The following is an 18571-nucleotide window of genomic DNA, read 5'->3' on the forward strand; positions in this document are numbered from 1 at the left end:
ACAGGCACGACACAGATAAGCCCAATGCAAAGAGAATGGCTACCTGGAGGGGGTGCTTAGTCCAGGTCTGGTTGCCGGTTGAGCGTGAGCCAGTATATGTTGAGCGCCTTCACAGTTTCTAGCAGAGACTCGAATCCGACTGGTTTGAGTAAGTAAGAGTTAACGCCTAGATCATAGGCACGTTGAAGGTCAGTGTTCTCCTGCGAAGAAGTCAGCACGACAACCGGCAAACGCCTCAAGGGCGTTTGCTGCCGCAGCCATTCTAGGACTTCTAAACCTGACAAACGGGGCAATTTCAAATCCAGCAGGATTAACACTGGCAGGGGGTGACGTTCCCGATCACCATACTCCGCTGCTCCCATCAGGTAGTCCAGAGCAGACTGACCGTTATTGACCACTTGAGGGAGGGTAAGACTAGCCTTGCGAAAAGCCCGTTGGATGAGAAGGACGTCATTAATATCGTCCTCCACCAATAGAATGGTGCGATTGTCAGAGCTCATGGTTGTTCAGGTTGTTCCATCGCTTTGCGTAGCTCTATCCAGAATCGACTCCCCTGCCCCAACTGAGACTCCAATCCGATCCGGCCCCCCATCCGTTCTGTTCCCCTACGAACAATGGCTAGGCCAATGCCGGTACCAGGATAGCTCTCAACGCCGTGCAGCCGTTCAAACACGCGAAAGATACGACTGTAATATTGTGGGTCAATGCCAATGCCATTGTCTCCAACCCACAGACGAATCCAGTCTCCCTGCTCTTCTGTCCAAAGATGAATTTGAGGTTGCTGATCGGGCGCGACAAACTTAATGGCATTACTGAGTATATTAGTAACCACTTGGACCAGAATCGGTCGATGCCCCATGACCCGAGGCAGCGTTTCTGCAACTTCAATCTGAGCCTTACGGACCTGCACATCCGCCTCTAGTTGGCGGAGGGCGTCTTGAATGACTATGGCTAAGTTAACAGGCTGGAGCTGAAAATCAGCCCGGCTTAAGCGGCTGTAGGTCAGCAGATCATTGATGAGCGTATCCATCCGCTCAGCAGCATCAACAATACGCTGAGTGTACTCCTGAGCGAGTGTGTCCAACTGGTCGGCGTAGTCTTCCTTCAGCGCTAGAGAGAAGCCTTGCATTGCCCGCAGGGGGGCACGCAGGTCATGGGAGACCGAGAATGCGAAAGCTTCTAATTCTTCATTGGCAGCTTGAAGCTGGCTGGTCCGCTGCTCAACTCGTTGCTCCAGACTCTGGTTGAGCAGTTGAATCTCCGCTTCAGATTCTAGACGCGCCTTAATATCGCGGTTAATAAAGTAGTAGACTAAGCACAGAAACAAAACATCGAATGCGGTGGCTAAAGAGAACGTCAGAATCGCCCCTTGACTGCTTTCTCTTGCCCGTTGAGATAAGCGTTGTAACGAAGCATTCTCCTCGCGTTGCATCTGATCGATCACTCGACGCACATCGTCCATCTCCCGCTTGCCACGGTCTGATAAAACGATAGGTAGAGCTGCGTCTAAGCCTTGATCTTTACGTAGGTTGATAGTTTCTTGAAGTTCGGCAAGCTTATTATTAATCTGTTCTTCAAGCAAAGGGATTCTACTGTTTTGCGTGGGCCTATCATTGGTCAGCCTTTTGAGGTTTTCAAGACGTTGATTGATACTTGAAACAGCCGTTCGATAGGGGTCCAAGTAATTCTCTCGCCCGGTCAGCAAATAACCCCGCTGACCAGTTTCAGCATCTTTTACAGTTGAAAGAGTTTTCTCCAGTTCCTCGATCGTCTCATGACTATCAGTAACTAACGCTTGATTCCTCGCCAGAGCGAGGATGTCTTGATAGGAAAGCAGAGCATTTACTAGCAAAATCGTTAGTAATATACCAAAACCTGTTGTAATTTTCTCTGTGATAGACCACTTCACAGTTCTATCTCTCCTACTAAAGGGATTGGTTGAAAAACAACGATTTGCCAAATTGAACAGATAAAAGTGGCTAGACTGACCACCTATCCCCCACTAGGAAGTGATCCTAAAAGCAGCATAGGACAACGATAGGGATACAAAATCTTGTACCCTAATCTCCCAGCCATTGCTAGTGAACGATTTTTGCCCACCTTGGCAAGCAATGCACCTATCCTTTGACCTGTTTCGCTAATCGTAGAAAGTTAGAAAAAGTAGAAATTTAGGCAGGGTGATGAGTCATGGGTTCAGGCCCCCACCCGCTCCACCACGCAGTCCTGTATAGATGGACTGAGCAATTTGCTGGCCTAGACTCGATGGATCTTGGGCTGAAGCTTGAGCTGGCGTAACTGTCAGGTTGGCAGGCAAATTGGCGATTGTGCCACCGGCTTGCCAATCTGCTGGCAAGCCCTGAACTGTGAGCAAGTGAGCCAGTTCACCCTCAATTGCCACTTGCAAGCGGCGACGCTGGCTAGGGGAAAGGTCAATGCCATTTAGGATGAGCCGGTCAATTTGCAAATTGATGTTCATGCCACATCTTCAGGGGCTTGCCAGCGAAAATCAGCCTCGTTGATTGGGCGTTCTAGCTTGCGAAATTCTGTGCGTGCTGCTGATAAAACGTGAGGCATCGTAACTGCCGTTCCCGCCCGCGCAGCCAGAAAAGCAGCATTAATTGCAATCGTGTGAATGCTACCCCCTGCTAGATTCAAACGTCCCAGTCGCTCCAGATCTAGAGCTTGAGTGGGAGCATCCTCAGGAAACACTTTCTGCCACAGACGCTTGCGGTCAGACACGGACGGAAACGGAAATGCAATCACAAAGCGTAGGCGGCGCAGAAAAGCATTATCCAAAGCACTTTTTAAATTAGTTGCTAGAATCGCCAGCCCACTGTAGGTTTCAAGCCGCTGCAACAGGTAATTAACCTCAATGTTGGCGTAGCGGTCGTGGCTGTCTTTGACCTCGCTGCGTTTGCCAAATAGAGCATCGGCCTCATCGAAAAAGAGCAGTGCTCCCCCATCTTCCGCCGCGTCGAAAAGACGGCGCAGATTCTTCTCTGTTTCGCCGATGTATTTGCTCACTACTGCTGAGAGATCAATGCGATAGAGGTTCAGGCTTAGATCGTTCGCTAGTACCTCAGCCGCCATAGTTTTGCCCGTGCCGCTCTCGCCCGCAAATAGAGCGTTCACGCCGAGACCACGATTCATGCGACGACGGAAACCCCAATCGTCATACACGGTGCTGCGTTGACGCACCTGATCAGCAATTTGGTGCAACAGATCCAGCTCCTCAGCCGGGAGCACAATATCGTCCCAGGTTGCTTTGGCATCAAGGCGCTGGGCTAGGGTGTCCAGTTGAGGACGCGTGCTAGCAAGACAGCCTTGCCATAGCAGGTTGTCTAGCGCAGTTGCCTGATAAGTTGTTCCCGATTGAGCTGCCCCCGATTGAGCTGTCTCTATCTGTACTGTCTCTATCTGTGCTGTTTTTTTCCACGCCGACTGCGTAATTTTGGCAATCTCAGCTAAGTTCAAGCGAAATTGATTAGCAAGGCGAGCTGGATTCTGGCCAGCTTGCTCCCCTAGCGCTAGTTGCCAAAGCTGCCGCTGCTCGGTTGGCGTCGGTTTGGGAATATCCAAGCTGAGCACTGCCCGGTCCAAAGTCAAACCAACGTCTCGGCTATCAAGAAAGAAAATACCATTACTACGGCTGAGAAAACGGCGGAGCAGAGCTAGTGAACCCGCCTGATCGGGCGCGTTATCTACCGCTTCAAGATCTAGATAGAGAGCTAATGGTAGCAAGAGGCTTTCCCGTTGCCACAGACGGCTAAGCAACTCTAAGTCAGACGCCTGAGCAGGCAGCAGTTCTACCGGTAGCCGATAGGGATGTAAGCCAAGTTCAGTGCAGGTTTGCCAAGCAATCAGCTGCTTACTGGCCGGATCTGCACCCAGCAATTGCAAGACTGGTAAGGGTTGGTTGGGAGCAGCCTGCCGTAAGTGGTCCACAATTTCCCTTACGATTGCCAGCTGAGAGGGGGGCAGGGGCAGCCCTTCGGCTAAAAGCTGGTGCGGATCGAAGGAAAACAGCAGGGAGCCCAGCTGCTCATCCAGTTCATTCAGGCCTTTCAAATAATTGACAATGCGCTGATTAGCGCGCATGGAGCTAGTGGTCAGCGGTTGGGCACTAGTTTGATTGATTTCGATCAGTCGCCAGTAGCGTAACGGGCGTTCTGGAGAGAGCAGGTCCCAAGCCGGTTCGTCAAACAGGGTCAGGGCCAAGGCCAGCGTGGGATAGGGCCGATTTGGATCATCCTGCGCCTGGGCACAGAGACTGGGAATCCGTGTATCTAGCTCCATTGCTGCGCACAGCAGCAGCACCGCTTGCTCGAAGCGGGACAGCCCAAACCGTTGACTTAGAAGCACGAGGGCAGGCGGCGGTTGCAAATCCTCAGGACCGTTGAGCACCGTAATGGCCTGTGCCAGATCTGCCGCAGATCTGGCTTCTGAGCGGCTGAGTTGGGCCAAACGGGAGCGCAACCAGGCTAGGGCTGAGGTCAGATAACGCTCGTTGCCGACTAGCCAGGTGTTGTGCCAAGTATCGGGCTGGGTAGCGGGCCGGGCATGGGGCCAAGGGTCGGACGTGCTCATGGCAGAACAACCTTTTGGGCTGGATCGAAAACTGGCGGCGAGACGGAGCGGTCTACTAGGAGACTATCCACGCCATCGACCCGCAAGCGCAGCCAGTACTCACCCCTGGGAACACTGCGGCGGTCAAAACGCAGTTGCTCAAGCTTTTGTGTTGTGACCGGCGCGTCGGGGTCAACCTGTGGGCGCAATTCCCGCTCGCCTAGCAACAGCACCACCTGTTGCTCCGGCCAGATCTGAGGCCGACAGGTCAGCGTCAGCTGCTCCGGTCCCAAAACTGGTGCTGGCAGAATTTCAGGAGCAAGGGTGAAGGGTAGAGCATTAGTGGTTTGGATTCTGCCGTCCTGCCTGACCTGTACAGAGACCGTATAAGCTCCAGCAGGCCAGTCTGTAGCTTGGTCCGGCAGGATGACTGTCAAGGCAGTTGCAGTGCTGTTGGGCTGAGCAGCCAGTTCGATGGGGGCAGCTAAGCGCGGATGGCGAAAGCGCACTACGGGTTCAGGTTCACTATCGAGGTGATTGCCCCGCAAGACGAGAGGCTCGCCTAAACGCAGGCTAGGCTGCTGATTGGGCAGTTGCAGCGATTCGAGAGTGGGAAAGGGCGGCGTCAGGCTGGCTTGAGCGAGCACACCTCGATCGCTGGTACCACGCGTCAGCACAGGTAGAGGGGTGCGGATCGGACGCTGGCTATCAATTAAGACAACCGAAACTTCGTAGGCGGCCGAGATCCGGTACTGAGTTTGAAAGGTTGTCCAAAGCTTGGAAAGATCTTCTAGCGAAAGTGGTTGTGGCGTGATGCGTACCCGCTCGATTTGATTGTGCAAGTCACTATCAGCCAGAGCGGTTTGGATATCCAGAGGATTGAGCAGGGTGTGGTCGTGCAGAATGCGCATTGCTTGCCCCAACAAGCGATGGCCAATGACATCATCGTTACCCTGGCTGTAGGCCGTGACTAGGTAGTAAAGGTTTAGGGCAAGGGGCAAGGGACCTGTCTCACCAGGCCGAACCCGCTTGGGCATGCTGGTGTTGCTCCAGGCTGCATTGGGCAGGGTTTGGTAGAGAAACAAATTGATTTGATTGCCACTGTCGCCGTTCTCGCGAGCTTTGTCTGGTGGCCGGGTAGTGACGCTGCCACTGCCCAATTCCTCGGTGCTGCCCTGCGCAATCAAGTTACGCAGGGTCGCCGTTACAGCAGCAATTGCCAGAGAATTGCTCATCACTAGCCTCCATTGCGCTGTTTCAAGTAGTCATCCAATGAACGTGTGGGACTGCGTCGGGTTGGCTGGGCACGTGAAGTAGCCGGTGGCGTTGGTGGATTAGCCCGAACTTCGATCCGACCAATACGAATCTCGACGGTGGGTAGGCTGGCACTGGCTGTCTGCTGTTCTTGACGTTCTGTTGCTCTAGGCTCTGCCTGAACCAAGTTTGGATGGGTCAGGTTTTGGCTGTCTGAGGCGATCATTGGAGCTGGCTGCTGGGGTAAGCCGAGCACAGGTTGGGTGAGGCTATGAAGCTGAGCTGCCCCAAGCATGCTCGGGCTCTCCGGTGAACCTGTTGGAGATGGTTGAGGATTGCCTGAGAATACTGAAGCCAGTGAATCAGAACCCACATCCCTGGAACGCAGAGACGAGGAAAGGAGGGGCTCTTGGTGGCTGAGGCCACTTTGCTCCTTGCCTTGCCCCAAGAGGATACCGACCTCAAGTGCTTCAGGTAAGGACAAAGAGCCCTGCTGATTCAGCGCAACTGGCGGCGATACAGACTCAGAAGCGCCGACTTCAGAAGATTGACGTCGGAGTTCACGCATCTCCTCCGGGTGGGGAGAAACCAATATTTGCTCTCTGCGCTGCTCCTGGTTAACGTGCCATACAGGATTGGGAGGAGTTGCAGAAATCAAGGGCAGATCAGTAGAGGTAGCAGTCGAATCCAAAACAGGCTTGGACTCGAAGCTAGAACTTGATGGCTGGTCCGCAGATAGTGCTAAGTCTGAAGAGACCGAAGCAGATAATGGCTCAACTCCAGCTCGGAAAGAACGCTCAGATCTCGGTGGCGCCTCAGTTCCAGAATCGGCTAGGGGTTGAGGCTCGGGCCAAGCTTCGCTACTCCGCAGCTCTGCCGGAGGCGTCTGTAGATCTGCTGGACTAGAAGGACTTAAGGCTGGGGCTGATGGCAGCAAGGGCGAGGCTGAAGGGGCTAAGCCAGGTGCCGCAGAGGATCGTTGACTGGACGTTGACTCAGGTTGTCTTGCAGGAGGGGCAGAGATACTCTCAGTGGAAGCCACTCCCGGAGGTTGGCCAGGGAGCTGCAAACCAGTCTGGATCAACAGGTCCTCAGTTTGAGTTGGGAAACCAGAGGAACCAGTTTCAACCGGATTTACAAGCGGAGAGGCTGAGTCTGACAACTGCGAAGACTGCGAAGACAACTGCAAAGGCTGGCCAGAGGTCGACGTCGGGGTTGAAGTGAGAGGGCTTTCTGAACTCTGTCCTGCTGACATCGGGACTTGCCTATCCAGCTGCTGAGACGGTCCAAACTGCTGCCGACTTGGCGCTGAGTTTGGCGGCAAAGATGGCGCTGAGAAAACTGTTTCCAGCTCAGGGCCAGCCTCATCTGAGGAGGGGACTTGTATTGTAGGTACTTGCTGCTCTGACAAAGCCCAGGTGCTGCCGACCATCTCCTGTTGGGGTGCAAACAGGGAGGCGACTACTGGTTGCACTCCTGAGGTCAAGCCCAGTGTGCGTTGAGTCAGACGAGTGAGAAAGTCCGTCATCAGCCGCTCACTAAATCTAGATAGAACTGCCGTCGTAGCGGGCTCATCGCTAAAATGTCAGCCTCACGCCAGCCGTAGAATCGCGCTAGGGTATGCACTTCCCGCAATAAGCGTTTAGCCTGCACGCCAAGCTCGGTCCAGAAGAACGAGAGGATGTCAAACAGGGCTGACCAGCGGTGCTGGCAGGCTGGACATTCGAGGTTCAATTGAATTTCTGCCTGGGGATCCCATTCAGTCATTTGTTCGACTAGTTGCTCCAACACCTGTGGAGGCAACTCAGCGTAAGTAACCGATGAGCCCTGACGACTAGCTTTAAGCAAACAGCGTTGAAGTAACCAGGGGGAAGGCGTTGCTCTGGCTCGGACTAAAGCAGCTAAATCCCAGCTATTGGGCAGGCGTAATTCCAACTCAAATTCTGCCAGGGTCAACGAGTAAGTTTGCACTTTAGAGCTAGCAGTATCAGTGGCGTCTATCAGACGGATATCTGCGGCATTCAGCGCGAATTCCAAGCGTTCTTTGCAACGTGAACATTCAGCTGAACCGGTCAATTGGGAGCCAAATGTGAGTTCTCTAAGCGTCAACAAGTGAGCATCGCGTTGGCCAATACTCAGCGAGGCGAGTTCAGCCGATGAGCGCTCTGGGTAAGCGAAACGAAGCAGGGTCAACGCCCTATCTAAAGGATGCTGACCCTGTCCGATTTCCCAGATCTGCAAGATTTGATGGGCAGACAGGGGACGCATGCTTTAGCTCGGTTCTGTGAAGCTGGGTTCAGTGGGCTCGGTTACTTCATAATCCCGTTCCCAGCCTTCGTTTTGCAACTTGATGCTCTGAATCGCAATCGCCTTGCCATTAGCATCTAATTCGGGCAAAGCCTGAAATTCAGACACCCAACAACGAAAGACTTTGTAGGCAATGGCAACTTGACCTGCTTCGTTGAGAACTTCGATGATAATGTCTTTGCGAAAGTCCTTGAGTGAGACTTCTGAACCTAAACCAGAACCATAATTCCAAACTTTATTAGCCCACTTTTCGAACTCGGTGTCGTGAGTGACGCCTCGCTCTAAAGTAATCGGTTCGTATTTAGTCGGTCCTGGTGAATAGCGTTCGCTGCTGAGATCCCCACCTTCGCGATGAGGAATTGCCTCGGTGCTGCGTTTGAGGGAGCCAACTTTGCTGACGCCAGCGACATACCTTCCATCCCACTTGACGCGGAACTTGAAGTTTTTGTACGGATCAAAACGGTAGGTGTTGACAGTGAATTGAGGTGCAGGCATGACTTGTTCTTACTCCTTAAACCGCAACCTGACCGGCCATTTGCTGGAATTTGAGAATCACAAATTCGGCTGGCTTAAGCGGGGCATAACCGACCACGATGTTGACAATGCCAAGATTGATATCGTTCTGGGTCGTGGTCTCACTGTCGCACTTGACGAAATAGGCTTCTTTGGGTGACTTGCCTTGAAAAGCGCCCTGGCGGAACAGGTTGTTCATAAAAGCGCCGAGATTCAACCGAATCTGCGCCCAGAGGGGTTCATCGTTGGGTTCAAAGACAACCCATTGGGTGCCGCGATACAGGCTCTCCTCTAGAAACAGAGCTAAGCGACGCACCGGGATATATTTCCATTCTGAGGCGAGGCGATCGTCCCCTTGCAGCGTGCGTGAGCCCCAAACTACCCGTCCGGCGGCGGGAAAGGTGCGCAGGCAGTTGATGCCCAGAGGGTTCAACTCGCCGTTCTCGGCATCAGTAAGCGATACGCTCAGTTCTGGCACGCCAACCAGCGTAGCTTCTATCCCGGCTGGAGCTTTCCAGACGCCGCGTTGGGTATCTGTGCGGGCAAAGATGCCAGCTACAGCACCACAGGGTGCGAAGGTTTCCACCTGGTTGCCGCGCATAGGATTGGGCTTGCGCAGGTGGGGGAAGAAAACAGCTGCGTTGCGGCTCTTAGTGCCCAAAGCAGCAACACCCGTACTCGTACCATCACCCTTGGCTGCGTCCTTATTGGTCCAACTACTAGGCGCATCAATAATCAACATGGCCTGCCGCCTTTCGCAGTAGCTTGCAGCCTCGCCCCATACGGTGTTGGCAATGTCCTCACCCGGTTTGGGGGGCGGAATACACAACAGATTGAACAAATCTGCTTTCTCTAGAGCGTAGAGACCTTGCTTGTTGACCTCACTGCCACTGTAGGTGTTGGTGTCCAGATTTTGCCCGTCGGATCCACCACTGCTAGCACCTGCTTCTGATTCACCAACATCGGGGCGACTGCTTGGGAGCGAACCGGGCAATCGCACTAGTTGCGATTCCCGTTCCAAAACTTTGTCGACTCGGCGCACATCATCCGGACGAACCGAGACATTTCGAATGACCTCAACCTGGCCCGTTCCAGCATCTTTGATCGAAAGGTTGAACAGATTAGCCTTGTCGTCATCCGACCCTACAACGTCGTGGTTGACGCTAGCCTGCAATTGATTGCCCCAGGCTCCTTCGCTAGCGGCTTCTAGATTGAGCGTGCTGAAAGCGAGTTGGGCCTTAGCAGGTGGGGCAGCAGCAGGAGCAGCAGAATCAGCAGGTGAGGCATCGCCGCGAAACAGTCGCACAATGACCGCCTGACTGCCACCGTTCAGATAGAAATCTCGCACCGCATAGCCGAGCGTACTTTGAACCCACAGCCCACCAAAAACGCGTTCAAAATCACCAAAGCTATTGACCGTAACAGGTTCGTTAACCGGCCCACGTAAGGCACGGCCTAAGAAAGCAGTAATTGAAGTCGCAACTCCGGTAATGGTGCGCACACCACTCGGAATTTCTTCAATATAAACGCCAGGATAAGTCGGTGTGACAGGCATCGAAAGTTTTTCCTCTCAGCCAATAAGAGCAAGCCAGCGCCGAATCACCTTGTGGTGAGAGGCGCTAATTCTTTTAGCTAACTGGAGTGCATCTTATGCGAAGAGACAACGGAACCTCAAGGTTATTACAGAAGTTTGGATTCTTTTTACAAAAAGTCATGACTCTGTCTGTCATGACCGCCTAGCCCTATACTCTGTGCAGCTCTGTGCAGCTCTGTGCAGAAAGAACTTGCTCAGTTTTTGCTGCCGTTTAGGTTTGAGAGGCGCTAGAACGGGTAAAGATTTGTTTGACTAAGCCTGCAACCCTGGACGGTTAAGACTGTGATAGGGTAATAGCCCAGTTAAAACCCTTCTAATAGAGACAACCAGTGAAAGCTGAATTTGAAGGGAGAACCTGGATCTGCTGGTTTGCTAATCGTTAAGTGAGACTGCAAAGCGTATTCTGCACTATTTTTATAGTAATAGTGTGAATGATTGGGATGGCTAGCCTAGATGCTGTCTATCTGAAATAAACAGTCTGCCTAATCAACAGTATGTTCAGTCGCACTGATATGCCGTCCCAGCCTAGAACCATCAGATGTTGTAAAACATCAGCCAAAATTAGAGACTAAAAGTCAAGGATGAAACGCTGAAAGCTCGGATCAGCAGGATATGGCCTAGGAACGATCAGCAAAGGGCACCGTTTAAATTCACCCTTCCTGAACTTCCTGGATTTTTAGGGCACCCAAATCGTATCAAAGCCCTGAGTTTCAAGATCTAGCTCGGCTAAAACCCCTGCTTCTTTTCACCCACCTAAACCATACTAGAGGACGGAGTCAAGCTAAGCACTAGTAACAAAAGATGATGAACGAGGGCGAAGCTGCCGTGCTGCCTCTGATTGAACACCTAGCCGCGGGACTGTTCATCCTGGCTGTCGAGCCTAAGGTTGAGCCCCTGGTTGAATCGCAGCATGGATCCAGCAGCAGTTTTCGTCTAGTCTTCGCTAACCCTGCTTTTCGGCAACTCCTACCTGTAACTGTGCCTGACCCAGAAGGTTTGCAGCCATCCCAATATTTGCCACTGGAACTTGCAAATAGTTTCTGTAGAAACGCTAGCCTCTGTGAGCTGCAGCAAGAGACTGTTCACTATGTGCTTTCTATTGCAGACCCAGTTCAAACTCGCACCGTTTTAGTAACGTTATCACCAGTCCAGGATCCCAGTGGCAGGGTGGTGCAACTCGTCGGTTGCTGCCAAGTGCAGCCTCTAGCTTCGGCCTCGCCCCGAGATGCCTTGAATTCAAACTCTAATCGGAAAACTCTGGCAGTAGAAATTCAATCTCCAAGCTATCAAGAACTAGCTCGAATCAATGCTGATTTGCAGCAGAAAATCGCTGAAATGCAACGGCTGGAGGAGGCACTGCGGCAGAGCGAAATTCAGTTCAGGGCGCAATATAAAGGCATCCCCGTTCCTACTTATACCTGGCAGAAGAGAGGAGAGAACTTTGTTCTAATTGACTATAACGATGCAGCGGCAATCTTTACAAACAATCAAATTGCCAATTTTGTTGGCATTACGGCTCAAGTGCTGTTTCATGACGCACCAGAGATTCTGGCTAATCTAACCCAATCTTTCCTAGAGCGGACCACAATTCAACGGCGGAATTCTTTTTGTCCGCCTGACCAAGATGAACCCAGGCAGTTCAGGGCAAGCTATGTGTTTGTGCCTCCCGACCAAATCATGGTTCACACCGAGGACGTTACTCAGCAAGAGCAAACCGAAGCCGAGCTACAGCAAAGTGAAGCTCGTTATCGGGCCATCGTTGAAGATCAAACCGAGCTGATTGCCCGCTACCTGCCTGACACCACACTGATTTTCGTCAATGAAGCTTACTGCCGTTATTTTGGTAAGTCTCGGGAGCAATTAATCGGACGGCCCTTTTTGCAGCTTGTTCCGCCAGAAGAGCACGAATCTCTTCTAGCTTGTATTGAAACTCTGAGCCGGGAAAAGCCAGTTGCAATTTACGAGCACCCCGTCCTATCTAGTGAAGGTGTGGTTTGGCAACAGTGGGTAGATCGCGCCATCGTTGATGCCCAGGGACAAGTGGTCGAATTTCAAGGCGTAGGACGTGACATCACTGAGCGCAAGCGGGTAGAGGAAGCCTTACGAGCTAGTGAGGAGAACTTCCGAAGGCTGATCCAAAGTTTGCAAGTGGGGATGTTGCTGCAGGGACCTAATGCTGAGATTTTGCTAGGCAATCAAGCGGCCCTTGATCTATTGGGAGTGAGTGAAAGCCAGTTACTCGGTAAAACATCTTTTGATGCCGAGTGGCGAGTAGTCCATGAAGATGGCTCGCACTTTCCAGGTGAAGAACATCCTGTACCGCGAGCCATTGCCACTCGCCAACCTGTCCGTAATGTGATCATGGGCGTTTATCGTCCTGGTTCAAGTGATTGGATCTGGTTATTAGTGAACGCAGAACCTCAACTGAGCACAGAGGGTGATATCACTCACGTTATTTGTAGCTTTAGCGATATTACAGAGCTGAAGCAAGCTGAAAGAGCGCTGCGCACCAGCGAGGAACGCTACCGCAACATCGTCGAACAACAAACAGATTTGGTCTGTCGATTTTTACCAGATGGCACTTTGACCTTTGTGAATGAAGCTTACTGTTGCTACTTTGGTCGCTCAAGGGAAGAGCTGATTGGCCAAAGCGCGATTTTATTTGCGGCAGCAGAGGAACAAGATGCTCTGACCCATTACTTCCATTCGTTCAGTTGGGGCAATCCAATCTCAACCTATGAACATTGGGGAACCAATGCCCAGGGTGAAAAACGTCTGCGGCGCTGGCGAGATCGAGCAATCTTCGATGAGCAAGGTCATTGCATTGAAATTCAATCAGTCGGACAAGACATCACAGATCGTAGGCAGGCCGAAGAAGCATTAATTCGGGCCAGGGTAGCGGAGGCGGCGAATCAAGCTTTAGCGCAGGAAGTTACCGAACGACGCCAAGTGGAGGCTGCTCTACGAGCTAGTGAGGAGCGCTACCGCCGCATGATCGAAACGACGATTGAGGGCGTTTGGATCCTCGATACGCAAAGCCGGATAACCTTTTTAAACCGACAGATGGCGGCAATGCTGGGCTATAGCGTTGAAGAAATGCTAGGCCATTTCATCTTTGATTTTGTCAGTGAAGAGAGCCTAGTCGCTAGCCCAATTGAAGGCAATCCCCAGAACAGCTTTGCCCGTCACGACTCGCTCTTTCAACGCAAAGATGGCTCCCAACTGTGGGCGATTGTGTCGACCAATCCGCTTTGGGATTCTGATGGGCAATATACAGGCACCCTAGGCATGGTCACTGATATTACCAAGCGTAAGCAAGCTGAAGACCTAGAGCGGGCCAACTTAGAATTGCAACGAACAAATGCCAGTCTTAAACGCCTAGAGAAGCTGAAGACTGAGATGGTAGCCACGGTTAGTCATGAAATTCGCTTGCCAATCGCTTCGGTCCGCACTGCGATCTCAGCGCTGCAAATTATGTCACTGGAGCTGGATCCTGAAGCTCAAGAGATGCTGGATCTTGCTGATGATGAGTCACGCCGTGTCACACGCTTGGTAAATGAGCTGTTAGATTTTTCGAAACTTTCTTCCGGCACTTACCGCTGGCGCGAAGAGGCAGTGTCGCTCAATGTGGTCTTAACCCAAGCTGCTCAAGCCACTCGAGCCCTATACGACAGCCGCCAATTAGTTTTGCACCACGACAAGACCTTGAACGATCTTCAAGTGTGTGGAGATGCAGACCGTCTTATTCAGGTTGTGGTCAATTTATTAGACAATGCAGCCAAGTTTAGTCCACCTCAAAGCCAGGTTTGGCTATCTCTCGTCCAACAAGAAAATGAAGCAGTTGTGTCTGTGCGCGATCAAGGACCCGGCATTGCTGTAGAACAGCAAGACCTGATCTTTGAATTGTTCAGGCAGCTGGCTCCCCCCTCTAAAGAACGGCCACAGGGAGTCGGCTTAGGCTTATATCTATGTCGCCAAATCGTGCACCATCATGGTGGCAGGATCGAGGTCATGACCCAACTGGGAAAAGGCAGTACTTTTAGTGTCTTTTTGCCCTCATTAGATGTTTGAACAAGGCATGTACTACTAAGATTAAGCTAACCCAAAAGGCTCCTGATTGCTATCAGGAGCTTTTTGAAGTTATCGGTTTTTGATGGCTTACTAGATTAAGTTGCTTGCTTAATCTAGTAATCATTAACTTTTTAATGTCATCTAGTTAATGCCATCTAGTCTAATTAGGCAGAACGTGTAACCAAACCATACAGAAATAGCAGGATGCAAGCGCCGATGATCGCAACCAGCAAGCCTTGAATGTTAAATCCGGTAAATGCAATTCCTAAAAGAGTGCTACCTACGAAACCACCAATCAATGCACCCAGAATGCCAAGAGCCACCGTTGCCAGGATACCGCCACCCTGGTGTCCAGGGTAGACTGCTTTAGCAATCGCACCAGCGATAATACCAACCAAAACCCAAGAAAGAATACTCATCTCTTAGCGGTTTCCTATTTACGAATAACGATTGACCAAATCGTAGCTGAGGCAATTTGCCTTTTGGTTCCACCAGAGGGGATATATTGTTGCCTGCCTTAGGATAGGCGCAAGCCAAAGCGGAGCAATTGCACTAGCAAAGATTAAGAAGATTAAAGGGACTACCTTAGCTTGCTCCAACTCAAATCAATTCAGGCCCAAAATTCAGATTAAATAGCAGATTAAACGGCTAATCTAAAGCGTGACAGCACTACCGCCACTAGAAATAGGGCAAATTGTGCCACAACAATACTAGGGCCGGAGGCCAGGTTCAGCAGGGCTGATAAAAGCATCCCGATTACTGCACTAACAGCCCCAACACCTGTTGAGAGCAGGACAAACACGGTAAATTGCCTGCTGATCAGTTTAGCCGTTGCTGCTGGAATCACTAAGAAAGCATTCACCAGCAATACCCCCACCGCCTTGATTGCCACTGCCACTGCCAACGACAGCAGTACCACAAACCAAGCCCGATGCCAGCGCACAGCTACACCCTGTGCTTTGGCCATACCTTCGTGCAAAGTCAGCAGCATCTGTGACCGCAAGGTTAGACCCAGCGAAACCACGCAAATACTCAGAACAGCGAGACATAGCCACAGATCGCGCTCGTTGATTGCCAAAATGTCGCCGAACAGCAGGCTCATCAGGCTACCCCGATAACTGCGAATAAAACTGAGAGCAATCACGGCTAGAGCCAGGGAAGCCGAAAAAACAATGTTAAGAACGGTGTCGCTCCAAAGATCTGTTCGATCTATTAAATAGATCACCCCCAAGCCGAACAGCACGGTGAAAGGCAGCAGCGTTAGCGTGGGATCTAGGTTCAGCAACACTCCCAAAACAATACCCAACAGAGCTGCATGGCCGACCGTGTGGCTGAAAAAAGAAAGTTGACGCAGAATAGCGAAGCTACCTAATAAACCGCCCAATAATCCTAACAACACGCCTCCTAAGAGCGCTCGTTGCATGAAGGGTAGTTGCAGTAGCTCCAACTGTTGGGTGAAATCCAGGTTCAGCATGGCATGAGGTTTGAGAGGCAGATCTGGTCAAAGAGCTCTGAGTATGTCTGAGTATGATAGTTGTCCTTGCGAACATTTGAGCGATGGCAGCATTTAGTGCCGTGGGCAATACAAGTAATTAACACTGCGAGGCACGAGCAATCAGTAACTGCAAATTCAGAGTTTGAAAGGCTTATTAAAACTCACTGAATTATTTCTCTGTATGGCTAATTTCTTAACGCTAGTGATTGCCCTGGATACTGTTGATGAAATTGGGGCGAACGACCTAGCGCCTCCGTTCTCAAGAGCAACCCATCAGTGGCAAATACTCTGAATTCTGACCACCGATAGGGTGCAGCGGTGACAAATATAGGCATATTTGTGATCTGAGGCGCTTGTGGGATAAATCGAGCTGCCCTAAGATCACAGGACTTTGTTCGAGATGCTGAGAACATCGCTGCATGTCTAGAACTCGTAAATCCGCCGCTAAGAATCACCCTGCTGTCGAAAACGATGAAACCTCTGCCTCTAAACGGGGTGGGGTCAAACAGGATGGCATTGAGCAGGAGAACCCCAAGCCGGTCGCAGTCGAGTCACCTGAGCATCCTGCCGACGACATCGAGATTGACTTCTCAGCCCCTCAGTATTTTCTCAATCGCGAGCTGAGCTGGTTGGAGTTTAACTATCGAGTTTTACGGGAGGGGATGGATGAACGGACCCCTTTGTTGGAACGCCTCAAGTTTTTAGCGATTTTTAGCTCCAATTTAGATGAGTATTTCATGGTGCGCATTGCTGCTCTGAAGCAGCAAGTAGAAGCTGACGTGCGTCAGCTCACCCCTGATGGTCGCACCCCCGCTCAGCAGTTGCATGAGATTGCCGCCTACCTACGCGTAATGCTATCTGAGGCACACACGCACTTCGAGCAAGTCCTCCGACCAGTGCTGAGCAAAGAAGGTATTCATATTTTGGAATACTTTGATCTCACGCAGGAGCAGCGCGCCTACCTGAACCAGTATTTTGAAGCGCAGCTCTTTCCTGTGCTCACGCCTCTGGCTGTAGATCCAGGGCACCCGTTTCCCTACATCTCCAACCTCAGCCTGAGTTTGGCAGTACAAATTCTGGATGACAAAACGGGTGAAGAGCACTTCGCACGCGTGAAAGTGCCCGGTTCTCTGCCCCGCTTTGTGGCGCTGCCTGAGGAACTGCGACGCGGTGTGCAGGGTGAAACCCTCGCTTGGGCTGGCGTACCCCTGGAACAGGTGATCGCGCACAATCTCGACACGCTGTTTCCTGGCATGAAGATCCAGGCCTACTACCCGTTCCGGGTGACTCGCAACGCTGATCTGGCCTTGCAAGAAGATGAAGCGGATGACCTGCTGCTGGCGATCGAAGAAGCGTTGCGCAAGCGACGCTTTGGTCCAGTCGTGCGCATGGAAATCGATGCGCATACGCCGCCAGAAGTTCGCGAGATGCTGATGCAGGAAATGAAGCTGGCCGAGGACGATGTCTACGAGATTGAGGGTGCCCTGAACTTGGGGGCGCTGATGCCGCTGATGAGCCTGCCCCTGCCCCACCTGAAAGACCCAGACTGGTCCCCCATCACCCATCCCCGTCTGCGTCGGCTCGACGATCTGAATGATGAGGATGGTGAAGAGAAAGACATTTTTGCAGTGATTCGTAAGGGTGACATTTTATTGCACCACCCCTACGATTCGTTTGCCACCAGCGTGCAACGCTTCATTACCCAGGCGGCCTCAGACCCTAATGTATTGGCGATTAAGCAAACCCTCTATCGGACTTCTGGCGACTCCCCGATTGTCAACGCCCTGATTCAAGCCGCAGATAACGGCAAGCAAGTGGCTGTTCTCGTGGAGCTGAAGGCCCGCTTTGATGAGGCCAGCAATATTGTCTGGACCCGCCGCTTAGAGGAAGTGGGTGTGCATGTGGTTTATGGTCTGGTGGGCCTCAAAACCCATACCAAAACTGCTCTGGTTGTGCGCCGCGAAGGTTCGCGCATCCGGCGCTATGCCCACATTGGCACCGGCAATTACAACTCCAAAACGGCTCGACTCTATACCGATTTGGGCATCTTGACCTGCCGCGAAGATATTGGGGCTGACCTCAGTGATCTATTCAATTACCTCACGGGCTACTCGCGTCAGCGGCAATACCGCAAGCTCATGGTCGCACCGGTCAATCTGCGTCAAGAGATGCTGGCTCTGATCCAACGCGAGATCGAGCATGTTAAAGATGGTCGCCAAGGGCGTATCGTCGCCAAAATGAACGCGCTTGTCGATCCGGAAACCATTAGTCAGCTCTACCGGGCATCCTGCATGGGGGTCAAAATCGACCTGATCATTCGAGGCATGTGTGCCCTGCGTCCGGGTGTGCCTAAGGTGAGCGAGAACATTCGCGTGATCAGCATCATTGGTCGCTTTCTGGAGCACTCGCGCATTTTCTACTTCCACAACGGCGGGGATGAGCAAATCTTTATCGGCAGTGCCGATTGGATGCGCCGTAACCTGGACCGCCGCGTTGAAGTAATAATCCCAGTTGAGGAGCCTTATATCGCTAAGGAACTGCAAGAGATTCTGGGCATGATGTTGTCCGACAACCGACAAGCCTGGGAGTTGCAACCGGATGGCACCTACATGCAACGTCGCCCTGCTCCTGGCCATCTGGAACGAGGAACTCAGTACATCCTGATGGACCGAACCAGAGCCAACGCAGGCTAGCCTACATAACTTTGAGTGAGCTACAGTCCCTTATTTAGAATCCTCGGAGGCGCAGCTGAGACATAAGCTGCGTCTCTG

13 protein-coding genes are annotated in these 18571 nt (G+C 51.8%); 2 read left to right on the plus strand and 11 right to left on the minus strand.

The genetic code is table 11. The features are described 5' to 3' along the window. Positions 1-56: 56 nt before the first annotated feature. The 9 genes from H6F94_RS17265 to H6F94_RS17305 form a co-directional block, all read right to left on the minus strand. A complete protein-coding gene (locus H6F94_RS17265) occupies positions 57-500 on the minus strand; it encodes a response regulator (RefSeq protein ID WP_190803476.1) in 444 nt (147 codons plus the stop codon). Further along, positions 497-1909, minus strand: a complete 1413-nt coding sequence (locus H6F94_RS17270) for a sensor histidine kinase (RefSeq protein ID WP_190803477.1) — start codon at positions 1907-1909, stop codon at positions 497-499. Before H6F94_RS17270 ends, H6F94_RS17265 begins: the two co-directional genes overlap by 4 nt. Before the next feature lie 276 nt (positions 1910-2185). Beyond that, positions 2186-2476, minus strand: a complete 291-nt coding sequence (locus H6F94_RS17275; protein ID WP_190803478.1) for a hypothetical protein — start codon at positions 2474-2476, stop codon at positions 2186-2188. After that, complete coding sequence (locus H6F94_RS17280; protein ID WP_190803479.1) at positions 2473-4587, minus strand: ATP-binding protein; 2115 nt, start codon at positions 4585-4587, stop codon at positions 2473-2475. Before H6F94_RS17280 ends, H6F94_RS17275 begins: the two co-directional genes overlap by 4 nt. After that, positions 4584-5801, minus strand: coding sequence for a Pvc16 family protein (locus tag H6F94_RS17285; RefSeq protein ID WP_190803480.1), 1218 nt, complete (start codon positions 5799-5801; stop codon positions 4584-4586). The genes H6F94_RS17280 and H6F94_RS17285 overlap by 4 nt, the downstream gene beginning before the upstream one ends. Positions 5802-5803: 2 nt before the next feature. Next, positions 5804-7348 carry a hypothetical protein gene (locus tag H6F94_RS17290; protein ID WP_190803481.1) on the minus strand — a complete coding sequence of 515 codons (1545 nt, stop codon included), beginning with the start codon at positions 7346-7348 and terminating at the stop codon, positions 5804-5806. Further along, positions 7348-8088 (minus strand): T4 family baseplate hub assembly chaperone, encoded by a 741-nt coding sequence (locus H6F94_RS17295; RefSeq protein ID WP_190803482.1) that lies wholly within the window; start codon positions 8086-8088, stop codon positions 7348-7350. The genes H6F94_RS17290 and H6F94_RS17295 overlap by 1 nt, the downstream gene beginning before the upstream one ends. 3 nt (positions 8089-8091) lie before the next feature. Next, positions 8092-8622, minus strand: coding sequence for a phage tail protein (locus H6F94_RS17300; RefSeq protein ID WP_190803483.1), 531 nt, complete (start codon positions 8620-8622; stop codon positions 8092-8094). A gap of 16 nt (positions 8623-8638) precedes the next feature. Next, positions 8639-10195 (minus strand): phage tail sheath family protein, encoded by a 1557-nt coding sequence (locus H6F94_RS17305; RefSeq protein WP_190803484.1) that lies wholly within the window; start codon positions 10193-10195, stop codon positions 8639-8641. Between the two features lie 840 nt (positions 10196-11035). On the opposite strand from H6F94_RS17305, the gene H6F94_RS17310 reads away from it, so the two are divergent. Beyond that, a complete protein-coding gene (locus tag H6F94_RS17310) occupies positions 11036-14305 on the plus strand; it encodes a PAS domain-containing sensor histidine kinase (protein ID WP_190803485.1) in 3270 nt (1089 codons plus the stop codon). A gap of 164 nt (positions 14306-14469) precedes the next feature. Here the strand turns inward: H6F94_RS17310 and H6F94_RS17315 are convergent, their stop codons facing one another. Both H6F94_RS17315 and H6F94_RS17320 read right to left on the minus strand, forming a co-directional pair. Beyond that, positions 14470-14724, minus strand: a complete 255-nt coding sequence (locus H6F94_RS17315) for a GlsB/YeaQ/YmgE family stress response membrane protein (RefSeq protein WP_190803486.1) — start codon at positions 14722-14724, stop codon at positions 14470-14472. Positions 14725-14945: 221 nt separating this feature from the next. Next, positions 14946-15779, minus strand: a complete 834-nt coding sequence (locus H6F94_RS17320; RefSeq protein WP_190803487.1) for a metal ABC transporter permease — start codon at positions 15777-15779, stop codon at positions 14946-14948. A gap of 440 nt (positions 15780-16219) precedes the next feature. On the opposite strand from H6F94_RS17320, the gene ppk1 reads away from it, so the two are divergent. Then, on the plus strand, positions 16220-18493 hold the full coding sequence (gene ppk1 / locus H6F94_RS17325; protein WP_190803488.1) for a polyphosphate kinase 1: 2274 nt from the start codon (positions 16220-16222) through the stop codon (positions 18491-18493). The last annotated feature ends 78 nt before the right edge of the window (positions 18494-18571 follow it).

Source organism: Leptolyngbya sp. FACHB-261, from assembly GCF_014696065.1.
Classification (GTDB): domain Bacteria; phylum Cyanobacteriota; class Cyanobacteriia; order FACHB-261; family FACHB-261; genus FACHB-261.